The sequence below is a fragment of the Streptomyces sp. NPDC050423 genome, from assembly GCF_040655445.1.
In the GTDB taxonomy this organism is placed as follows: Bacteria; Actinomycetota; Actinomycetes; order Streptomycetales; family Streptomycetaceae; genus Streptomyces.
In genome coordinates this window covers 60,802-78,065 of sequence record NZ_JBFAJY010000041.1, presented here as the reverse complement: position 1 = coordinate 78,065, position 17,264 = coordinate 60,802, and the positions used below count along the sequence as shown (strand labels likewise).

The 17,264-nt window shown below is 69.1% G+C and carries 16 protein-coding genes and 2 pseudogenes; 9 read left to right on the top strand and 9 right to left on the bottom strand.

Annotated features, from left to right (window positions below):
- Positions 1-157: 157 nt before the first annotated feature.
- Positions 158-2,122: a protein kinase gene (locus AB0I52_RS26640; protein WP_363076679.1), complete on the top strand. Its 1,965-nt coding sequence runs from the start codon at positions 158-160 to the stop codon at positions 2,120-2,122.
- A 91-nt stretch (positions 2,123-2,213) separates the two neighbouring features.
- Here the strand turns inward: AB0I52_RS26640 and AB0I52_RS26635 are convergent.
- Together AB0I52_RS26635 and AB0I52_RS26630 are read right to left on the bottom strand one after the other, a co-directional pair.
- A pseudogene (locus AB0I52_RS26635) lies at positions 2,214-2,408 on the bottom strand (serine protease); the annotation flags it as partial.
- 116 nt (positions 2,409-2,524) lie between these two features.
- Positions 2,525-2,754: pseudogene (locus tag AB0I52_RS26630) on the bottom strand (MarR family winged helix-turn-helix transcriptional regulator); the annotation flags it as partial.
- Between the two features lie 186 nt (positions 2,755-2,940).
- Between AB0I52_RS26630 and AB0I52_RS26625 the strand changes: the two are divergent.
- Positions 2,941-3,432, top strand: a complete 492-nt coding sequence (locus AB0I52_RS26625; protein ID WP_363076677.1) for a hypothetical protein — start codon at positions 2,941-2,943, stop codon at positions 3,430-3,432.
- Between the two features lie 105 nt (positions 3,433-3,537).
- Here AB0I52_RS26625 and AB0I52_RS26620 read toward each other — a convergent pair whose 3' ends face one another.
- Entirely contained in the window at positions 3,538-4,518 is a 981-nt protein-coding gene (locus AB0I52_RS26620) for a transcriptional regulator (protein WP_363076675.1), read from the bottom strand.
- 284 nt (positions 4,519-4,802) lie between these two features.
- On the opposite strand from AB0I52_RS26620, the gene AB0I52_RS26615 reads away from it, so the two are divergent.
- On the top strand, positions 4,803-7,814 hold the full coding sequence (locus tag AB0I52_RS26615; RefSeq protein ID WP_363076673.1) for a S8 family serine peptidase: 3,012 nt from the start codon (positions 4,803-4,805) through the stop codon (positions 7,812-7,814).
- Between the two features lie 98 nt (positions 7,815-7,912).
- Here the strand turns inward: AB0I52_RS26615 and AB0I52_RS26610 are convergent, their stop codons facing one another.
- A complete protein-coding gene (locus AB0I52_RS26610) occupies positions 7,913-8,158 on the bottom strand; it encodes a DUF397 domain-containing protein (RefSeq protein ID WP_363076671.1) in 246 nt (81 codons plus the stop codon).
- Positions 8,155-9,018, bottom strand: coding sequence for a helix-turn-helix transcriptional regulator (locus tag AB0I52_RS26605; RefSeq protein WP_363076669.1), 864 nt, complete (start codon positions 9,016-9,018; stop codon positions 8,155-8,157). Before AB0I52_RS26605 ends, AB0I52_RS26610 begins: the two co-directional genes overlap by 4 nt.
- Positions 9,019-9,172: 154 nt before the next feature.
- On the opposite strand from AB0I52_RS26605, the gene AB0I52_RS26600 reads away from it, so the two are divergent.
- The gene (locus AB0I52_RS26600) at positions 9,173-9,634 is read left to right on the top strand and encodes an ATP-binding protein (RefSeq protein WP_363076667.1); all 462 of its coding nucleotides are present in this window, start codon (positions 9,173-9,175) and stop codon (positions 9,632-9,634) included.
- A gap of 25 nt (positions 9,635-9,659) precedes the next feature.
- On the opposite strand, the gene AB0I52_RS26595 is transcribed toward AB0I52_RS26600, so the two are convergent.
- A complete protein-coding gene (locus tag AB0I52_RS26595; protein ID WP_363076665.1) occupies positions 9,660-10,280 on the bottom strand; it encodes an L-threonylcarbamoyladenylate synthase in 621 nt (206 codons plus the stop codon).
- A 232-nt stretch (positions 10,281-10,512) separates the two neighbouring features.
- Here AB0I52_RS26595 and AB0I52_RS26590 point away from each other — a divergent pair, with 232 nt between their 5' ends.
- Both AB0I52_RS26590 and AB0I52_RS26585 read left to right on the top strand, forming a co-directional pair.
- Complete coding sequence (locus tag AB0I52_RS26590; protein ID WP_363076663.1) at positions 10,513-10,965, top strand: MarR family transcriptional regulator; 453 nt, start codon at positions 10,513-10,515, stop codon at positions 10,963-10,965.
- A 76-nt stretch (positions 10,966-11,041) separates the two neighbouring features.
- A complete protein-coding gene (locus tag AB0I52_RS26585; protein WP_363076661.1) occupies positions 11,042-11,179 on the top strand; it encodes a hypothetical protein in 138 nt (45 codons plus the stop codon).
- Between the two features lie 161 nt (positions 11,180-11,340).
- Here AB0I52_RS26585 and AB0I52_RS26580 read toward each other — a convergent pair whose 3' ends face one another.
- Entirely contained in the window at positions 11,341-12,144 is an 804-nt protein-coding gene (locus AB0I52_RS26580) for a hypothetical protein (RefSeq protein ID WP_363076659.1), read from the bottom strand.
- Positions 12,145-12,371: 227 nt separating this feature from the next.
- Between AB0I52_RS26580 and AB0I52_RS26575 the strand changes: the two genes are divergently transcribed.
- The 3 genes from AB0I52_RS26575 to AB0I52_RS26565 all read left to right on the top strand — a co-directional run bounded on the left by AB0I52_RS26575 (position 12,372) and on the right by AB0I52_RS26565 (position 16,244).
- Positions 12,372-14,588, top strand: coding sequence for a hypothetical protein (locus AB0I52_RS26575; protein WP_363076657.1), 2,217 nt, complete (start codon positions 12,372-12,374; stop codon positions 14,586-14,588).
- 362 nt (positions 14,589-14,950) lie between these two features.
- Positions 14,951-15,391, top strand: coding sequence for a hypothetical protein (locus AB0I52_RS26570; protein ID WP_363076655.1), 441 nt, complete (start codon positions 14,951-14,953; stop codon positions 15,389-15,391).
- Positions 15,392-15,434: 43 nt separating this feature from the next.
- Complete coding sequence (locus tag AB0I52_RS26565; protein WP_363076653.1) at positions 15,435-16,244, top strand: hypothetical protein; 810 nt, start codon at positions 15,435-15,437, stop codon at positions 16,242-16,244.
- A 27-nt stretch (positions 16,245-16,271) separates the two neighbouring features.
- Here the strand turns inward: AB0I52_RS26565 and AB0I52_RS26560 are convergent, their stop codons facing one another.
- Complete coding sequence (locus AB0I52_RS26560) at positions 16,272-16,745, bottom strand: hypothetical protein (RefSeq protein ID WP_363076651.1); 474 nt, start codon at positions 16,743-16,745, stop codon at positions 16,272-16,274.
- Positions 16,746-16,790: 45 nt separating this feature from the next.
- Positions 16,791-17,243: a cupredoxin domain-containing protein gene (locus AB0I52_RS26555; protein WP_363076649.1), complete on the bottom strand. Its 453-nt coding sequence runs from the start codon at positions 17,241-17,243 to the stop codon at positions 16,791-16,793.
- Positions 17,244-17,264: the final 21 nt, after the last annotated feature.

The window sequence follows — 17,264 nt, the reverse complement described above, 5'->3', positions numbered from 1 at the left end:
GGTGACCAGGACGACAAGAGCCGTATGACCGGAGACGGTCACGTACGGATCTGTGGGAGCCCGGGGGCGAAATCCCCCGGGCCACCCGACTTCGCCGTATTGCCCCCTGTTGTTCCCTCTATCGTCTCTCCTTACAAAGACGCACACAGGGGGTCGGATGCACAGCGAGGGAACGACCGGTCATGGCGGGGGATACGGCGCGGGCGCGGTGATCGCAGGCCGGTACCAATTGCGGCGTCAGCTCGGCCGGGGCGGGATGGGGGTGGTCTGGGAAGCCTTCGATTCGAGCCTGGACCGGAAGGTGGCGGTGAAGGGGCTACTCCATCCCGGAGCCGTCTCCTCCCACGCCCAGTCGGAATGGGTGAGCCGGGCACGCCGTGAGGCGCGGGCCATCGCCAGGATCGGGCACCAGAACGTGGTCGCCGTGCACGACGTGATCGAGGACGGCCATCAGGTCTGGATCGTCATGGAACTGCTCAACCCCCGCTCCCTGGCCGACTTGTTGCGCGAGCAGCAGCAGCTCTCCGTGCCGCACGCGGCACGCATAGGGCTCCAGGTGCTGCGCGGACTGACCGCCGCGCACGAGGCCGGGGTGCTGCACCGCGACATGAAGCCCCACAACATCCTGTTCCGCTCCGACGGGCGGGCGCTCCTGATGGACTTCGGGATCGCCACCTTCGAGGGCGCCGTGCAGGTGACCCGGACGCACGAGGTCATCGGCACCGCCCAGTACCTCGCACCCGAGCTGCTCACCCGGACCCCCGATCAGCCGCACCCCGCCTCGGCGGCGTCCGACCTGTGGGCGCTGGGGGTCACGCTGTACGAGATGGTGGAGGGCCGGCGCCCCTTCAACGGGCTGAGCAGCTACGAAATCTGGATCGCGGTACGCGATTCCCCGGTACCGGCCATGAGATACGCCGGGCCCCTCACCGCGTTGATCGAGGCGCTGCTGCAGAAGGACCCCGCTCAACGACCGGCCGCAGCCGAGGCCGAGCGCATGCTCCAGGACGTCACCCGGGACTTCGGCGCGCTCGACACCCCGGCCGCCAGGACTCCCACGGAGCCGGCCCGGCAGGAATCGGCCTCCCGGCCAGTGGCGCTCGCTCCCGGGGAGCCCGCGGCCGGTCCCGGGACGGCGGCTCCGGTGGTGCGTTCCGGGGCGCCTGGTCCGGATGTGCCCGGCCGGCGGGCGCAGGGCCGCTGGAAGGTCCCGGTCGCTGTTCTCTGTACGGCGCTGCTCGCCGGAACGGCGTGGTTCGTGTGGGGACGGCCCGACGATGCGCCGGGTAAGAACGACGCGGCGGACAAGAACACGACAGAACATAAATACAAGAACGCGCACAAAGGGAGTCCGCTGCGGTTCGGTGTCAAGGAGGACCAGCCAGGACTGAGCAATAAGGTGAAGGGCGTGTATGTGGGTTTCGAGGTCGACCTGGCCCGGGAAATTGGCCGGAGGCTGGGATACAGCGACAGGGATATCGCCTTTGCCCCCGTAACGTCCGGCAATCGGGCATCCATGGTCACCAAGAAAAGGGTGAACCTCGTGATGGCGACCTACAGTGTGGGTGCGGAACGAGAGAAGAAGGACGGAGTGGATTTCGCCGGTACGTACTTCGATCCCCTTGGCGCCTTGCTGGTCAAAGAGAAAAACTTCAAGAAGATTGACAGCCTGCAGAGCCTGAAGAATGACAGAAATGCCGAGGTCTGCACGGCGGCGGGCTCGGCGTACGAGGGATGGATCAAGCGTCAGGGCATCACTCCCGAGAAGAGCTATCCTGCCGGGTATGAGAAATGCGCGGAAGAAGTCACCACCAAGGGAAACAACGTGTACGCGATGGTGACGGACGACGTCATCGTGGCTGGATACGCCCGTAAGATCGCCAACACGAAGATGGCCGAAACTTTCGACGGCGGGGTCGAGGGGTGCGGCGTGGCTATGCGCCCCGGCGAGAAGACTCTGAAGAGGGAAGTGTGCCAAGCCCTGGAGGAGATCATGAAAAAGTCCGATGATGGTGGACCATCGAAGTGGATGAAGCTCTACGACAAGCACCTGAGGGACATCATGCCCAAGGGGTACAACGTGGAGGAGCCGGAATTGAAGGAGTGCAAAGGGCTGCTGTAACGGAACTCGGTGCGTTGTCCGGCGCCGAAAGGAGACCTTCCTCGCGGGGCCGGCCCAGGCTGTCGCGCCTCTGTCTGCCGGCGCTGACGGCCGAGGCGTTGAGCAGCGTGAAGCTGCGGGTCGAGGACTGGCCGGTGATGGCCTGGCCCGCAGGGGGAAAGCCCGTTTCGAGGCAGCGGCCGTTCGTCATGACCAGTGCGGGGGCCGCCGGCTGCGAGTTCGGCATGCGGACCGGGGAGCCCGAACAGTTGCTGAGCGCGACCGTGCCGGCGGAGGAGATGGCCCGAGTCCCTGCGGGGGTCGCCTTTCCCTTGTCCGGATGCGCGCCCGGCGTCGCGACGCCGGAGGCCGCCCGGCCGCCCCCGGTGGGGGCCGCGGCGGCCGTATCCGTGGTTCCGGCCAGGGCAACGGGGCGGTGGAATCCGCGTACTTGAGGAGGAGGCGTGCGAATTCGAGTCGCTCGGCTTCGGGCCAGTCGCGGGTGATGTATTCGAATGCCTGCCGCTGCTGGTGGCGGAAGCGGTTGAGGAGGGCGGTTTGCCTTCTTCGGTGAGGTGGAGCGTGGTGTGGCGGCCGTCCTGCTGCGAGGCCGCGCGGATCGGGTAGCCGTGGGAGATGCAGTCGCTCACCATCTCCGCGGGCCGTCGGTCCCTCGTCGGTGAGGGTGCCATCCGGCCAGTCTTTGGCGCGTGCATGGCAAGTTGTGGGTTTCTGTGGGACTTTCCATGGCGTGCCCGGAGCCGTGTCATCCCCCTCACCACGGACGCGGACGGGTCTGCACTCAACACCCCCACAAGTGCGTGGCAAGAAGGAGTGACATGAGGCTCACACCGAAACTCTTGTGCGTCACCGCCCTGGCCTTCGCGGTCACCGCAGGCGCGACCGCCGCGGCAAGCGCGGGCCCCGCGGCCTCGCAGCGGGTCGACGGCGTCATCACGGCCGCAGGCAGCACCTGCACCTGGACCGACGCGACCGCCAGCGCGGACCCGCCCGCCGGCCTGACCATCGACCACTCCACCGTCAACGGCAGCCTGAGCTGTAGCGGCGGTGCGAGCGCCACCCTCAACAACGACCCGACGGTCACCTTCGACGACGCGGCGGGCACGGCGATGTCCGACCTCATCGACATCACGGTGAAGCAGTCCATCGTCAACTGCAGCTACAAGGCGACGAGCGTCGGCTGGACGCGCGACGGCTCCACCCGCACCTACGCGAACCAGGCGTTCACCGCCTCGAAGAGCTCCGGCAGCTTCCTGTGTCCGGGCTCGATCTCCGCCGAACCCGGCTCCGCCTCGCTGACCTTCCACTGACACACGTACCGCGCCGACCTCGCGCCGCCGCCGACGGACCCTCGTCGGCGGCGGCGCCCGCGTGCGGGGTCACATCGCACGCGACGCGACGCCGGGCGAGCCCGCTCACACCCAGCCGCGCTCCCGTGCCTTCACCCCGGCCTGGAACCGCGTTCCCGCGTCCAGCCTGCGCATCAACGCCGCCACCCGGCGCGTCGCCGTACGCACGCTCACCTCCAACTGCCGGGCTATGGCCTGGTCCTTGTAGCCGGCGTGCAACAGCCGGACCAGCACCAGTTCCTCCTCGCTGGGGCCCTCCGCCGCGCCCAGCTCCTCGGAGAGCAGCGGCTCGGCCCGCTCCCAGTACGCCTCGAACAGCTCCACCAGCCCGTCCAGCAGGCCCGACGGATGCACCAGCACGATGGATTCCTTGCTGCCCCCCGTCAACGGCACCACCGCGACCCGGCGATCCACGATCCGCGCCTTGAAAGGGAGCTGCGGCAACAGCCGCGACTGCTCCCCGAGCGCCGCCAGATCCAAGATCGCCTCCAGCCGTCCCGGCGGTTCGATCGACTCCAGGCAGTACACCCCCCGGACGTCCACCCCGCGCTCCAGCCAGTCCCGGGTCGTCGCCGTCTCCTGTTCGTGGAAGTGCGGCTGCCCCACCGCCTCCAGGTACGGCGGCTTGTCCAGCGTCCACAGGTGCGTGGTGACGGACCGGCTCAGCTCCTCGACCTTCTGCGCCATCAGCTCACGTCCCGTCAGCACCTCCACCAGGGCGCCCGGGTCCGACCGCAATTGCCCGGCCCGGTGCAGGCGGTGCAGATCGGCGAACTCCGTCTCCACCCCCGCGAACACCGTCTCCGCCTCCGACCGCCGCCGGTGCAGCAACGCCGACAACGCGGAGCGCGGACTCACCGCCTCCCACTGGCCCCGCCCCACCCGCCGCACCAGCCCCAGAGTGGCGAGACGCTTCAGCGCCTGCCCCGTACGGGCCACCCCGGCCCCCGCGCTCTCCGCGAGATCACGCACCGCACTCTGCGATCCCGACAACACGGCCCGGTACACGCCCTCGTCGAACGCGCTCACACCCACTGCTTCCAGCACAACAAGCCTCCTCTGCCCTACCTGTGGGGCGTCCGTCGCGGACCGGTAGGGGCAGATCGAGTCACCGGTCGGCCGTCCCCGCACAGGTGGCGTGTTTGGTCACCACGCCAAAGACGCCAACAGATTATCTGGACAGCGAGTGATCGCACAGCGTTCACTTCTGCCGAACCGTCTGTCAATCAGTGCACGTGGGAGGCGGTTCGCGTCCCCCGGCCCTCCGCCCATGCCACAGGCGAGCACTCCCGCTCGTCTACCCGGCATGCCCGAATCCCGTGAGGAACCCCGTGCCATCTCAGCCGCGAAGAGCGTCCCGCACCGGACGCGCAGCCATCGGTGCCCTGCTCACCACCAGCATCGCCGCCCTCAGCCTGCCTCTCGCCACCCCCGCAGTCGCCACCGGCCAGGAATCCCCCCTCGCCGCCGGCACCTACCTGATCACCCTGGCCGACCAGCCACTCGCCACCTACGACGGCACCGTCGACGACATTCCCGCCACCAGGCCCACCCAGAGCAGGAAACTCGACGTCACCACCGCCAACGCCAAGCGCTACCGCACCCATCTGGTCGACGAGCAGACCCAGGTCGCCAAGAAGGTGGGCGCGACGGTCCACCAGCACTACGCCGTCACCACCAACACCTTCAGCGCCCGGCTCAACGCCCGCCAGCTCGTCCGGCTGGCCGCGACCAAGGGCGTCACCAGCATCGCCCCCGACAAGTTCCACCACGCCACCGACGACAAGAACTCCACCGACTTCCTCGGCCTCTCCGGCCGAAAGGGTCTGTGGGCCTCCCTCGGTGGCACCGCCGAGGCCGGCAAGGGCATCGTCATCGGCGACATCGACACCGGCGTCTGGCCCGAGAGCGCCTCCTTCGAGGCCCCCGCACTCACGACCGGGAAGCCCGCCGGCAAACCCGGCAGGAAGCCCGCCAAGAACGACCGCTACCGGCCCTACCTCGACGGCACCACCACCGTCATGAACAAGGCCGACGGCACCACCTTCAAGGGCACCTGCCAGACCGGCGAGAGCTTCACCGCCGCCGCCTGCAACCAGAAGATCATCAGCGCCCGATATTTCGGAGAGGGCTGGCTCCGAGCCGTCCCCGAATCCAACCGCGGCGGCTACATCTCCCCCCGCGACAGCGAAGGCCACGGCACCCACACCGCGTCCACCGCGGCCGGTAACGCCGGTGTCCGCGCCACCGCCGACGGCAGGGACCTCGGCACCGTCTCCGGTGTCGCCCCCGCCGCCACCATCGCCGTCTACAAAGCCCTCTGGCAGAGCAAGGACGGCACCCAGGACGGCGGTCTGACCAGCGATCTCGTCGCCGCCATCGACCAGGCCGTCGCCGACGGCGTGGACGTCATCAACTACTCCGTCGGCGGCATGTGGGAGAGCGAGTACGACGACCCGATCCAGACGGCGTTCCGCAACGCCTCCGCCGCGGGCGTGTTCGTCTCCACCGCCGGGGGCAACGCCGGTCCCGAGGCCTCCAGCCTCGACAACACCGCCCCCTGGACCACCACCGTCGCCGCCGGAACCATCGCCTCCCACACCGGCACGGTGACCCTCGGCAACGGCAAGAGCTACGTGGGTGTCAGCACCAGCGTGCAGAACACCGTCAGCGCCGTTCCCCTCGTCCTCGGTGCCGCCGTCAAGACCGCCGGCGCCGACGCGGCCGACGCCGCCCTCTGTATCAAGGGCACCCTCGATCCCGCACGCACCGCAGGGAAGATGGTCGTCTGCAACCGGGGCACCAGCGCCCGCATCGACAAGTCCGCCGAGGTCAAGAGGGCCGGCGGCATCGGCATGGTCCTGGTCAACCTCGGTAACGAGAGCACGGACGGCGACCTGCACTCCATACCGACCGTCCACCTGACCGGCCCCGACGCCGCCGCCGTACGCGCCTACGCCGCCGCGGACAACGCGACCGCCACCCTCGCCAACGGCGGCAAGAGCGCCGCGTACCCGCAGGTCACCGGCTTCTCCTCGCGCGGCCCCTCCCTCGACGGCAAGGGTGACCTCCTCAAGCCCGACATCACCGCGCCCGGCGCCACCATCCTCGCCGCCGTGGCTCCGCCCGGTAACGCGGGCCGTGACTTCGACTACTACTCCGGCACCTCCATGGCCGCCCCGCACATCGCCGGTCTCGCCGCGCTCTACCTCGCCGAGCACCCCACCTGGTCGCCGATGAGTATCAAGTCGGCCATGATGACCACCGCTTCCCCCACGAAGAAGGCCGACGGCAAGAACAGCGACGACGTCTTCGCCCAGGGCGCCGGTGAGGTCGAGGCCCGAGCCATGCTCCGGCCCGGACTCGTCTACGACTCCAGCGAACCGGACTGGCTGGCCTACCTCGAAGGCGTCGGTGTCGACACCGGGACCGGAACCAAGGCCATCGACCCCAGCGACCTCAACTACCCCTCGCTCGCGATCGGTGACCTCTTCGGCACCCAGACCGTCACCCGTACCGTCACCGCCACGTCGGCCGGCACCTACCGGGCCAAGGTCGACCTCCCCGGCGTCAAGGCCACCGTCTCCCCGTCCGTCCTGCACTTCAGCCACCCCGGGCAGAAGCGCACCTTCACCGTCAAGCTCGACGTGACCACCGCACGTGCGGGAGCCCTCGCCACCGGATCCCTCACCTGGACCTCCGGCCGGATCACCGTCCGCAGCCCGATCGCCGTCACCCCGCAGAGCGTCCGCGCGCCCGCCGAGATCAAGGGCACCGGCGCCAAGGGATCGGCCACCTACTCCGTCACCCCGGCGACCAGCACCCTCACGGCCACCGCCTACGGCCCGGTCTCCTCGCCCCTCACCAAGGGAACCCTGACCGGAACCGCGGAGATCGACCACGAGGCGATCATCCCGGCCGGCACCAAGGCCTCCCAGATCTCGGTCCACTTCGACCTGGACGCGGGCAACATCGGCGGCCTCGTCTGGGGACCGATGGTCGACGGAGTCCTGCAGAGCCTCCAGTTCGGCGACGTCGACAGTGAGGGAACAGCGACCGTCAATCTGTCGCAGCCGACGGCCCAGGCCATCTTCGTGGCCGTGATCGCCCTCGACGAGACCGGCACCGGCGAGAGCGTCACTCCGTACACCTACCAGGTGAACAACATCACCGAGCACAGCCCGCCCACGGGCAAGGTCACCGTCACACCCGACCACGCCCGCGTCACCCCCGGCACCCCGACCGACCTGACGGCCGCCTGGTCCGGCGCCCCGGCGGTCACCCGGTCCACCACCTGGATCGAGTACTCCAACGGTGCGGGCACCTTCCTGACCCTCAACTGACCCGGATACCCGGAAGCGGTGCCCCGGCGCCGCCACCGTGGTTCCCGTAGAACACGGGTGCCCGGCTCCTCAGGGAGCCGGGCACCCGGTCCGCGCGCTCAGCCCTGGACCGCGTACGTGACGAAGTGCGTCCAGGAGGCGGGGGAGAGGGCGAGTTGGGGGCCCTCTTCGACCTTGGAGTCCCGGATGTGGACGGTGGTGGGGCAGGTGGCGACCTCTACGCAGTCGTCCCCGGAGCCGCCGCTGTAGCTCGACTTGTGCCAGGACAGGGCGACTTCGACACAGCTGTCGCCGGAGCCGCCGCTGTAGCTGCTCTTGAACCAGGCCAGTTCTGTGGTGTTCATGGTGCTCCTCGCATCCGCCGCAACAGGCTCACGGAATCCTTCAGTGAGAGAGCCTGCGAACGCATCCTGGCATATCGCATTTGGAGCATGCTGACGACTTTGGACTCCGAGATGAACTGGCCGCTCTCCTGCCCTTCGCAGTAGCCGAACCACCGGTTCTCAGACGTCTCCAGAAGTTGCATGGGTCCATCCAGCCCCGCGTGGCTCTCGCGCATCACCGGCATGATCTGAATCTCGATGTTCCGGAGCGAGGACAGTTCCAGCAGGTGCTCGATCAGTCCGGCGGCCACGGCGTCGCCGCCCGTCCTGCGCAGCAGCAGATGTTCCTCCAGGATGAAGCTGTAGGCGCTGTTGGGCCGCTTTCGTAGCAGTTCCTGCCGCTCCAGACGGGCGGCAAGGTGCGCCTCGATCTGATCGTCGCCCAGCGGCGGAAGCTGCTCGACGAACAGCGTCCGCGCGTATGCCTCCGTCTGCAACAGACCGGGCACCAACCGGCATTCGTACGTGTTCAGGGCGATCGCGTCCTGTTCCAGCCGCGCCCACTGGCGGAACCAGCTCGCCAGGCCCGGCCGCCGCGACAGGTGCTTTGCCGCCGCCCGCAGCACCCCCAACGCGTCGAGTACCACCTCGGCCCGCTCCACGAACGTCGGCGGCGGGAATCGGCGGCCCTGCTCGATCGAGGCGACCATCGGCAGTGAGTAGCTCACCATCGGGGCGAACTCCTCCTGGGTGAGGCCGGCCCGTTTGCGCAGGACCTTGAGCACCTCCCCGAACGCCTTGAGACTGTCCGACGACTCGGGCTCACCGCAGGCCCCCGCCAGTCCACCCGTACCACCCGTACCGCCCGTGCCCTCGGCCATGTGCGGCCACCTTCCGTGCGCTCGTCCCCGGTCCGCAACTCGCCCATGGTCACGCATCGTCACGCACACTGTCTACTCTCCGTACCCGTACGCTGACCGACCGTACGGGTTCTGTGGCTGGTCGCACGGGCCCCGGCCGAGCACGCTGACCCGCATGGAAGCATCCGTCACCCCCCACCGGCCGCGCACCGAGAGGCTGTTCGTGCAGCGGTTCAGCTCCACACCCCGAGGGGCGCGGCTCGCCCGCAGGCTGGCTGTTCATCAGCTGCACGTCTGGGGCATCCCGTACCGCTCGGATGTGTCCGACACGGCCGCGCTGCTGGTGGCCGAGCTGGCGGCCAACGCGGCGACGCACGGCCGCGTACCGGGAAGGGACTTCGAACTGCTGCTGGGCCTGGCCGCCGCAGCCCCGGAGACGCCCGGCAGGCTGCGGATCGAGGTCAGCGACACCCGGGGCGAGCGTCGGCCGCCGGGCCCTGGGCAGGTCGTGAAACCGCCGCCGGGGTCCGGCGGCGGGTACGGACTGGTGCTCGTCGAGGCGCTGGCGGACCGGTGGGTGGTGCTGGAGCGCGTACCGGGGAAGACGGTCGGCGTGGAACTGGACCTGTTGTACTGAGCCGGGCCGTCGCCCCGCCAGGTCGTTACTCGAAGCGGGAGGTGTCGCCTGCTCCCCGGCGTACGATCTCCAGCTCGCCGCTGGAGAAGTCGATGACGGTGGTCGGCTCCGTGCCGCAGTCGCCGGAGTCGACCACGATGTCCACCTCGTGGTCGAGGCGTTCCTTGATCTCCCAGCCCTGAGTCATCGGCTCCTCCTCGTCGGGCAGGAGCAGGGTGCTGGAGAGCAGCGGCTCGCCGAGTTCCTCCAGGAGGGCCTGGACGACGGCGTGGTCGGGGATGCGGACACCGACGGTCTTCTTCTTCGGGTGCAGCAACTGGCGCGGCACCTCCTTCGTCGCCGGAAGGATGAAGGTGTACTGACCGGGTGTCGCCGCCTTGATCGTGCGGAACACGTCGTTGTCGATGTGCACGAACTGCCCGAGCTGGGCGAAGTTCTGGCACATGAGCGTGAAGTGGTGGCGGTCGTCGAGGTTGCGGATCGAGCGGATGCGGGAGATGCCGTCACGGCTGCCGAGCTGACACCCCAGCGCGTAGCAGGAGTCCGTCGGGTACGCGACGAGCGCGCCCGAGCGGATGCTTTCGGCCACGCCGGTGATGGTGCGCGGCTGGGGGTTTTCGGGGTGTACATCGAAATACTTCGCCATTCGGCGAGTCTAAGGCCGCAGCGGTGGCCCGGCCCGGAAGTAGGTCGTCCCGCTCCCGGGAGGGACGGGACGACCTGGTCAGGTGGCGAGAGCAGGTGATGTGTACCATGCATTCGTAGTGGGTTATACACACACAGTGCAGCATGCATACATTCCGTGGTATATCTGTACAGAGAGGTGGCCTTCCCGGCAGGGAGGCAGGCCCCGCACCCGCAGTCGAAGGAAGCCTCGCGTGGACATGCCCGTGGACCGGATCGAGTTCGAGACCATGCTTCTCGGCCGCCATATGAACCTGCTCGCCTCCAGGGGAGACGGCCGGCTCGACCGGAGCGCCTACATTCTCCTCAGCCGCATCCAGGTCGAGGGCCCGATGTCCATCGGTGACCTCCGGGACGCCTTCGGTCTGGACGCCTCCACGCTGAACCGGCAGACCGCCGCCATGCTGAGGGCCGGTGTCGTCGAGCGCATTCCCGACCCGGAGGGCGGCATCGCCCGGAAGTTCATCATCACGGAGGAGGGCGTGCGGCGCCTGGACCGGGACCGGTCGGAGAACCTGGAGGGCCTCGGCGCGCTGCTGGCCGACTGGACCCCCGAGGAGGCGAGCCAGCTCGCGGACAACCTCGCCCGGCTCAACCGCGACATCGAACGCCTCGACGGGCGGCCCTGGCCGCGGGACACCCCTTAGGCCGCCCCGGACGCATGGGGGCGTCGTCGCGGGGCCGGGCGCGCCCGTCGAGGCGCTCGATGTCGCGGTGGACGTGATGGAGTCGGAAGGGCCGCAGGACGTCCTGGTCTGGCTGGTCATCGAGGCCGACCCGCTTTCGGCCCAGCTGCGGGACCGGGTCCTGGACGGAGTGGCGGCGGCCGGCCCGGTGCCTGATCGCTGGCCGCCGGGGTGAACTTCCTGCGGGATCACGGCAGTTCGTGGGGCAACGAGTGAGCACCACCCGTCAGCGTCAACGGCCAGGTCACCGCTGTGCCACTGACGCCCAGACGGCGACGTTCAACCGACACTCCCCCCGCAGACCATCAGGTGCCGGTATGGGTTCGCAGCCCTGCTTCAGACGTGGCAGTGCACGTTGACCAGGAGAACGTCGCTGGGCAGGGCCGCCAGATAGCTGTCGATGTGGTCGTAGCCCGCAGGCAGATCCGGCTTGTGCCGGCAGTTGACGGGACTGTGGCAGAGGCCGTGGATCCCTGGGGTGCCACCTTCGTACCACCAGCCTTCCAAGGTGAGGGCATTGCGTTTACGCAGAGCCGAACGCGCCGTCAGTGCGATGAACTCTTCCCTGCGGGCGGATCCGACGGTGACGACCGGGTCCACCGACCGAAGGAACCAGACTGAGTAGCGCTCGGTGGGAAGCATCCCCAGAAAGTCCTCGAAGGCCCGCACGAGAGGCTGAGCGTCATAGTCGGCCGATGCCTGCTCGGATGAGTAGTACTGCGGCTCGGCACTATGGCGGGCGTCGTAGAACTGCCGAGGCCGGGGCGTTGGCAGTTCGAGTGCCAGTTCATGCCACCTCTGCCACGCCAAGTCAGCCAGTTCCATTGCTTCCTCGCGCGACGCGGACAAGTCGAGGAGTCCGCGAGGTCCGCCTGCGCACCAGCCGAAGTCGTTGGGAACCGGCTCGTGCTCTGCCAGCCACCGGCTCGGAAGCTCGTGAATCAGTCTGGCGTCCCGTTCATGCCCGGCCAGGACGTTGAACCCGCCGCCGTGCACCGTGCCACCAGTGATGCGCCAGGAGTCCCAGATGTCCAGGTCGTCGCCGCGCATGTGGTCGATCTCGAAGGGCGCCATCGCCCTTGCAACCGCTGTTTCCACTTGGTCAGCCGCTCGCGCAGGCAGACACACGGTGATGCTCATTCCGGCCATGGAGGCATCAGACCACTGCTCAGGCCTTTCCGACCGGCGGATACCGACTGTCGGCGGACTGAATTGCTCATCAGATGCCCATACGCCGAGCCACCACCGCGCCCTGCCTGGCCGGGGCGCCGCCGCCAAGGCGTCCTGAATCTGACTTGCCTTGCCCTCGTCAACCGCGCCTAGCCTGAACGGGCGGCGTACGCACGGACTCGGGGGAGCGATCGGTCATGCGTGGTGCGGAAGGCGACAGGACAGCAGCGACGACGATGCGAACGGGCTCAGGTCGGCGACGTCCGCGGGCCAAGGCCCTGTTCACGGCGGCGGCCGCATTGGGCATGCTGCTGGTCGGTGCGGGCGCAGGCACTGCACCGGCCTCCCCGGCCCCGCAGTCCGCGGGGCTCGCGCGGGCCGCCCCCGCCGGGCCGTCGCAACCACCGCCGACTCAGCCCGTCACCACCGAGTTCGGCGCTCCGCTCACCGTCCAGACGATCAGGGGCCGCAAGTGCTACATCGACGCTTGGGGCATCCCGCACGTCTACGTGGATCACGGTGACTCGACCCGCGCGGAACAGGCCCTGGCCTTCCTGAACCGAAGCCTCGCCAAGAGCGGGCTGGCGTACGACGACAAGACGAAGACGGGGTATGAGTACGTCTTCCAGGATGACCAGGACAGGGAGGTCGACAAGACCTTCGCGGACCGGAACTTCACCGGGTCCACGGCCGACATGCTCAAGCTCACCTGGAGCAACGGGCGGCTCCTGAGCATCGATTCCGTCGACTCCACCGGCACCGGCGACTCCAACAAGAACGTCAGCCTGATCGACAACGAGGTCCGCAGTAAGCTCCCCGGCGGCAAAAAGAACCAGACGGAGAACGTCGTCTACACCGCCGCGAACCGGGCCCAGGCCCAGAAACTGGCCAACCACTACAAGGACAACCCCCACGTCCGGGTGATCGAGCCGTCGTCCGGCTTCGACTCCGGGGAATTCACCGCCGGCACCGAAGCGATGAAGGCGGCCGCCGGCTCAGTGTTCGCCCCGCCGCCCAGCGGCTGCCCCGAGGCTGACAAGTCCCTCGACCGCAGTGCTCTGCAGGGAAGTTCGGGCTCCGGGACCGCCCGGTTCGCCGGCTTCACCCGCCGGGCCCCCTGCCCCGACGCGGAGGAAGAGGGAAAACAGGCCACGGCTCCGGGCGGCTTGCAGAAGGAGATGCGGTCGCCCGCGCAGGCGCCCGGCGGAATCGACTTCTCCCAACTGGAATTGCACTACCTCGCCGACCCCGGAAAGAGCGGTCTGCGCTACGCCTTCCAGGCTCCCCTGGCCGCAAAGGGCAACCGGAGCGCGCTGACCGGCCTTTCGCAGGCGCAGGAGTCGTCGGACGCCTTCTTCACCTGGCTGGAGCTGGACCCCTCGTCCTTCTGGGTCAACCTCAACCCCAACGAGCCGGACCGGATCGTCGACGCCAAGCTCGGGACGACCGACGCCGGACGCGTCCTCCTCCAGGCCGACCTGCAACTGAAGAAGACCACCGGCAAGCTGATCCACCCCGACAGCGCGCTCGGAGCGCGCTTCTGGAAGAGCATGTCCGGGGACTGCATGGCCTTCCGCACCTGGATCGTGCCAGGCACCGCGACCGTCTACGCCAAGGGCGACGAGCTGTACATCCTCAAGTCGCCGCTGAACGTGCAGATGGAGACGGAGTACCTGAAGCAGCACGGCGGTTCGGGCGCGACGTCCTGCCCGCAGCAATCGGCGTCGGTGCGGGCGCACAACGAGTCGCTGTTCCGCTCGCAAATCCTGCCGAAAGTCGTCGCCGCGGTGAACTCCGCGCCGGAGTACGCGAATCTGCGCCGGGTGTACCTCAGCCGGGTGGCCGCCGAGTGGTACCGGCAGCTCAGCGAGAAGCAGGACACCACGTACGGCTCGCTCATCGACCAGGGGGACGTCGGCCCTTACCGGACGCAGCAGGACTGGAGGCCGATCGACACCTTCCACGCGTACGTGAACTCGTACACCAAGGGCGAGTTCAAGGTCACGCACCGAACCCGCCAGGGCAACACGATCTACACCCGCACCTACATCTACGGCGGGGTGGACTTCACCAGGGTCGCGTTCACCTCGCCCACGCCCGACGAAGTCGCGACGATGCCGGCCCTGACGGCGAACGTCAGCCGGTCGCTGACGTCGCCAGTCACCGACACCGGGGCCAAGCGGGTGTGGCTGGGCGGAGGCGAGCCGGCGGCGACGTCCGCCAACGGATCGGACGGAGATCCCGGCGCGTCCGGGAAACACGGGAAGACCGGGCGGACCGGCACAGACACCGCCGCCGAGGGCGGCACCGGCACGCCTGTGCGGCGCTGGGCGCTGCTCGGCGCGGCCCTGGTGGTTGCGCTGCTGGTGCTGCGGGGCGTGGTGCGCGGCCGCCGCCGGGCCGGCAGACGCTGACTCGGGCGGCCGGGCGCCGCAGAGTGAACCGGAACGCTGGGAAGGCGTTGGAGGCCAAGCCCCGGATCCGGGTCGCCCCCAATCGGCCTGCAACTCCTGCCAGAAATAGCCGAATCGCCATCAATTATATGATTGCGTCGCGGTGCGATTCCCCCATAGCGTGGTGTACGCGCGGACGGCACCACATCCTGCCGGCCGCCCACGGGGACGGGGATCACGGGGATGCTCCCGGGGCTGACGTTACGTCGCACGCCTGCGCGTGAACGGCCGCCGGTACGGCATGGATGCGTCAGTTCCGTCCGCCGTCGGCCACGCCCCGCGCACACGGCATCACGACCAACGGAGGACACCACACCATGCGTATGCGCACCTTCTTGACGTCGGCGACTCTGACCATCGCGTTACTCGGCGGCTCCGTCGCCCCCGCGACCGCCGCGCCGGCCGCCGCCAAAGGCCCCGGCGTCTTCGTCACCAACGGCGATCGCGTGCACATTTCGAGCACCCCGCCGCGCACGGCGTCCGCCCACGCCTGGTGGACGCACATCAGTGGCCCCGGCACCAAGGCCAAGGTCACCATCTGGCTGCAGATGAAGTCCGGCAAGAAGTGGCACTCGGTCGCCAGGAACGCCAAGAATCTCAAGTCCGGCAACGGCGGCAGTGCCCGTCGGGTCGTCGCGCGCAAGAAGTGTGCGAACCACAACAAGCGCCAGTGGCGTACCAAGATCGACGTCGATCTCATCGGCGTGCCCGACTCGCCGGAGAAGGTGTACACGAAGCCGGTCACGGTCAAGTGCGGCGTCTGATTCCCTGGTTCCCATTCCACCCGCTCGATCCAGGAGTACGACCATGAGTGATACCGGTCCGGGCGCCACCCTCATCGTGGGACTTCACGGGGTACTGGACCGGCATCCCTGGATCGACCGGGTGAGCGCCGAGTTCGACCTCGAAGAGGACGTCTTCAGCCTCGCCGTGAAGCGGGCGTCCGCCTACGCCTGGAGCTCCACCGCCCTCACGGACAAGCCCGCCGACAACCTCTGGGACCACAACGACGCCGACGGCGACTGGACGCAGGACGGGCAGATCCGTCAGCTGGCCTGGCTGCAGTCGTCGCTTCCCCGGCCCATCAACGCTCCGGGGAAGAGGCAGCGCGCCCGCCGCCTCCCGGTACTGCCCGTCATCACGGTCCTCTCGGACGCGCTGCGCCGCGTCGGCACCGTCCGCCTCACCGGCGCCCACGCCCTCGTGCCGCTGCATCGCGCCGGGGACGCCCGCATCGAGCTCGCCGAGGTGGCGGACTGGTTCGCCCTCGCCGACCCGTCCGGTGCGGACTCGCTGACGGTCACCGTCTCGGCCCTGCCATCGGCGAACCTCGGCGCGCGGGCCGCCGAGATCCGCGACGCGGCGCTTGAGCGCACGTACCGGCACATGGCGGTTGAGCTCCTCAAGCCCGCCGGCGCGATGACCGCGGGGCTGGCGCTTCCCCTCGCCGGAGTGGTGCAGGCCGAGGGCCTGCGCCGGGCGCTCGCCTTCCGCTGCGACGTGCGCGAGTGGTCGACGGACGTGGCCGCGTGGACGACGGAGGTGTTCGTGGACTCGATCCGGGCAGTGACGGGGCTCTCGGGCCCGATCCTCGTCACGGTCTCCTCGGATGTCTGAGATCCGTGGGTACTGACCGACGGCCGGTCAGTGCAGATGGCCGTCGCGGGTCCGGGGCGGCCGGAAGAGCAGCAGATACACCGTGGCGACCATCGCGACCGCCTGGGCCACGACGGCGGCCCGTTTCTCGCCGAACCAGACCGGCTCGTACATGTTCGGGAACGGACCCCAGGCGCCGATGTCCGCGTACCGGTAGATCAGCAGGAGCGCGACTCCGCCGGTCGCGACCGCCCAGGCGAACAGGTCGGACGGCCACCGTCGCCAGACCAGGACGAGCAGCGCGGCCAGCGCTGCCATGCCCGCCTCGATCCGGAACAGCGTGCCCTGGCTGATGTCGGCCGTGACGGCGTCGTACTGCCCGGCCAGGTGCGCGTGCAGATAGGCGTCCACGGCGAGACCGGCCGCGGCGAGCACCCGGGCCGCACCGCGCAGGAAGCGGCCGGCACCGGCCCCGTGCGCGGGGGTGGGGGCGGCAGGCGTGGTGGGGACTTCTGAGGACATTACGGCTCCATTCGCACCGGTGGGCCGGGGGCGGCGCCCCGGGGCTCACTTGACGGTGAGGGTCCCCGTCATGAAGGGGTGGATCGTGCAGTCGTACGGGTAGCCGCCCGCCTTCGACGGTGCGGTGAACGTGGCCGATTTGCCCGGCGCGATGTCACCGGTGTCGAAGGCCTTGCCCTTCGTCGCCGTCATCGTGTGCGTGGTCGTGTCGTTGTTGGTCACGGTGATCTTCGCGCCGGCCGCGACGGTCAGGGCGGCGGGCCGGAACTTGAAGTCCTTGATGCTCACCTTCACCTGGCCGGCGGGCGGAGCGGAGGAAGCGGGCGACGCGGACGCGGACGGGGGCGAGGGCGGTGTGGCGGGGGCCGATGAGCTGCCGCCGCCCCCGCCGCCCCCGCCGCCACTGTCCGAGCAGCCCGTGAGGGCCGTCAGGCAGACGGAGAAGGCGGCGGTGGCCACGGCGAACCGCGTCCGGCCGCTACGGAACGAGAACGGCATGGCGTCTCCGGGGTGCGTGGG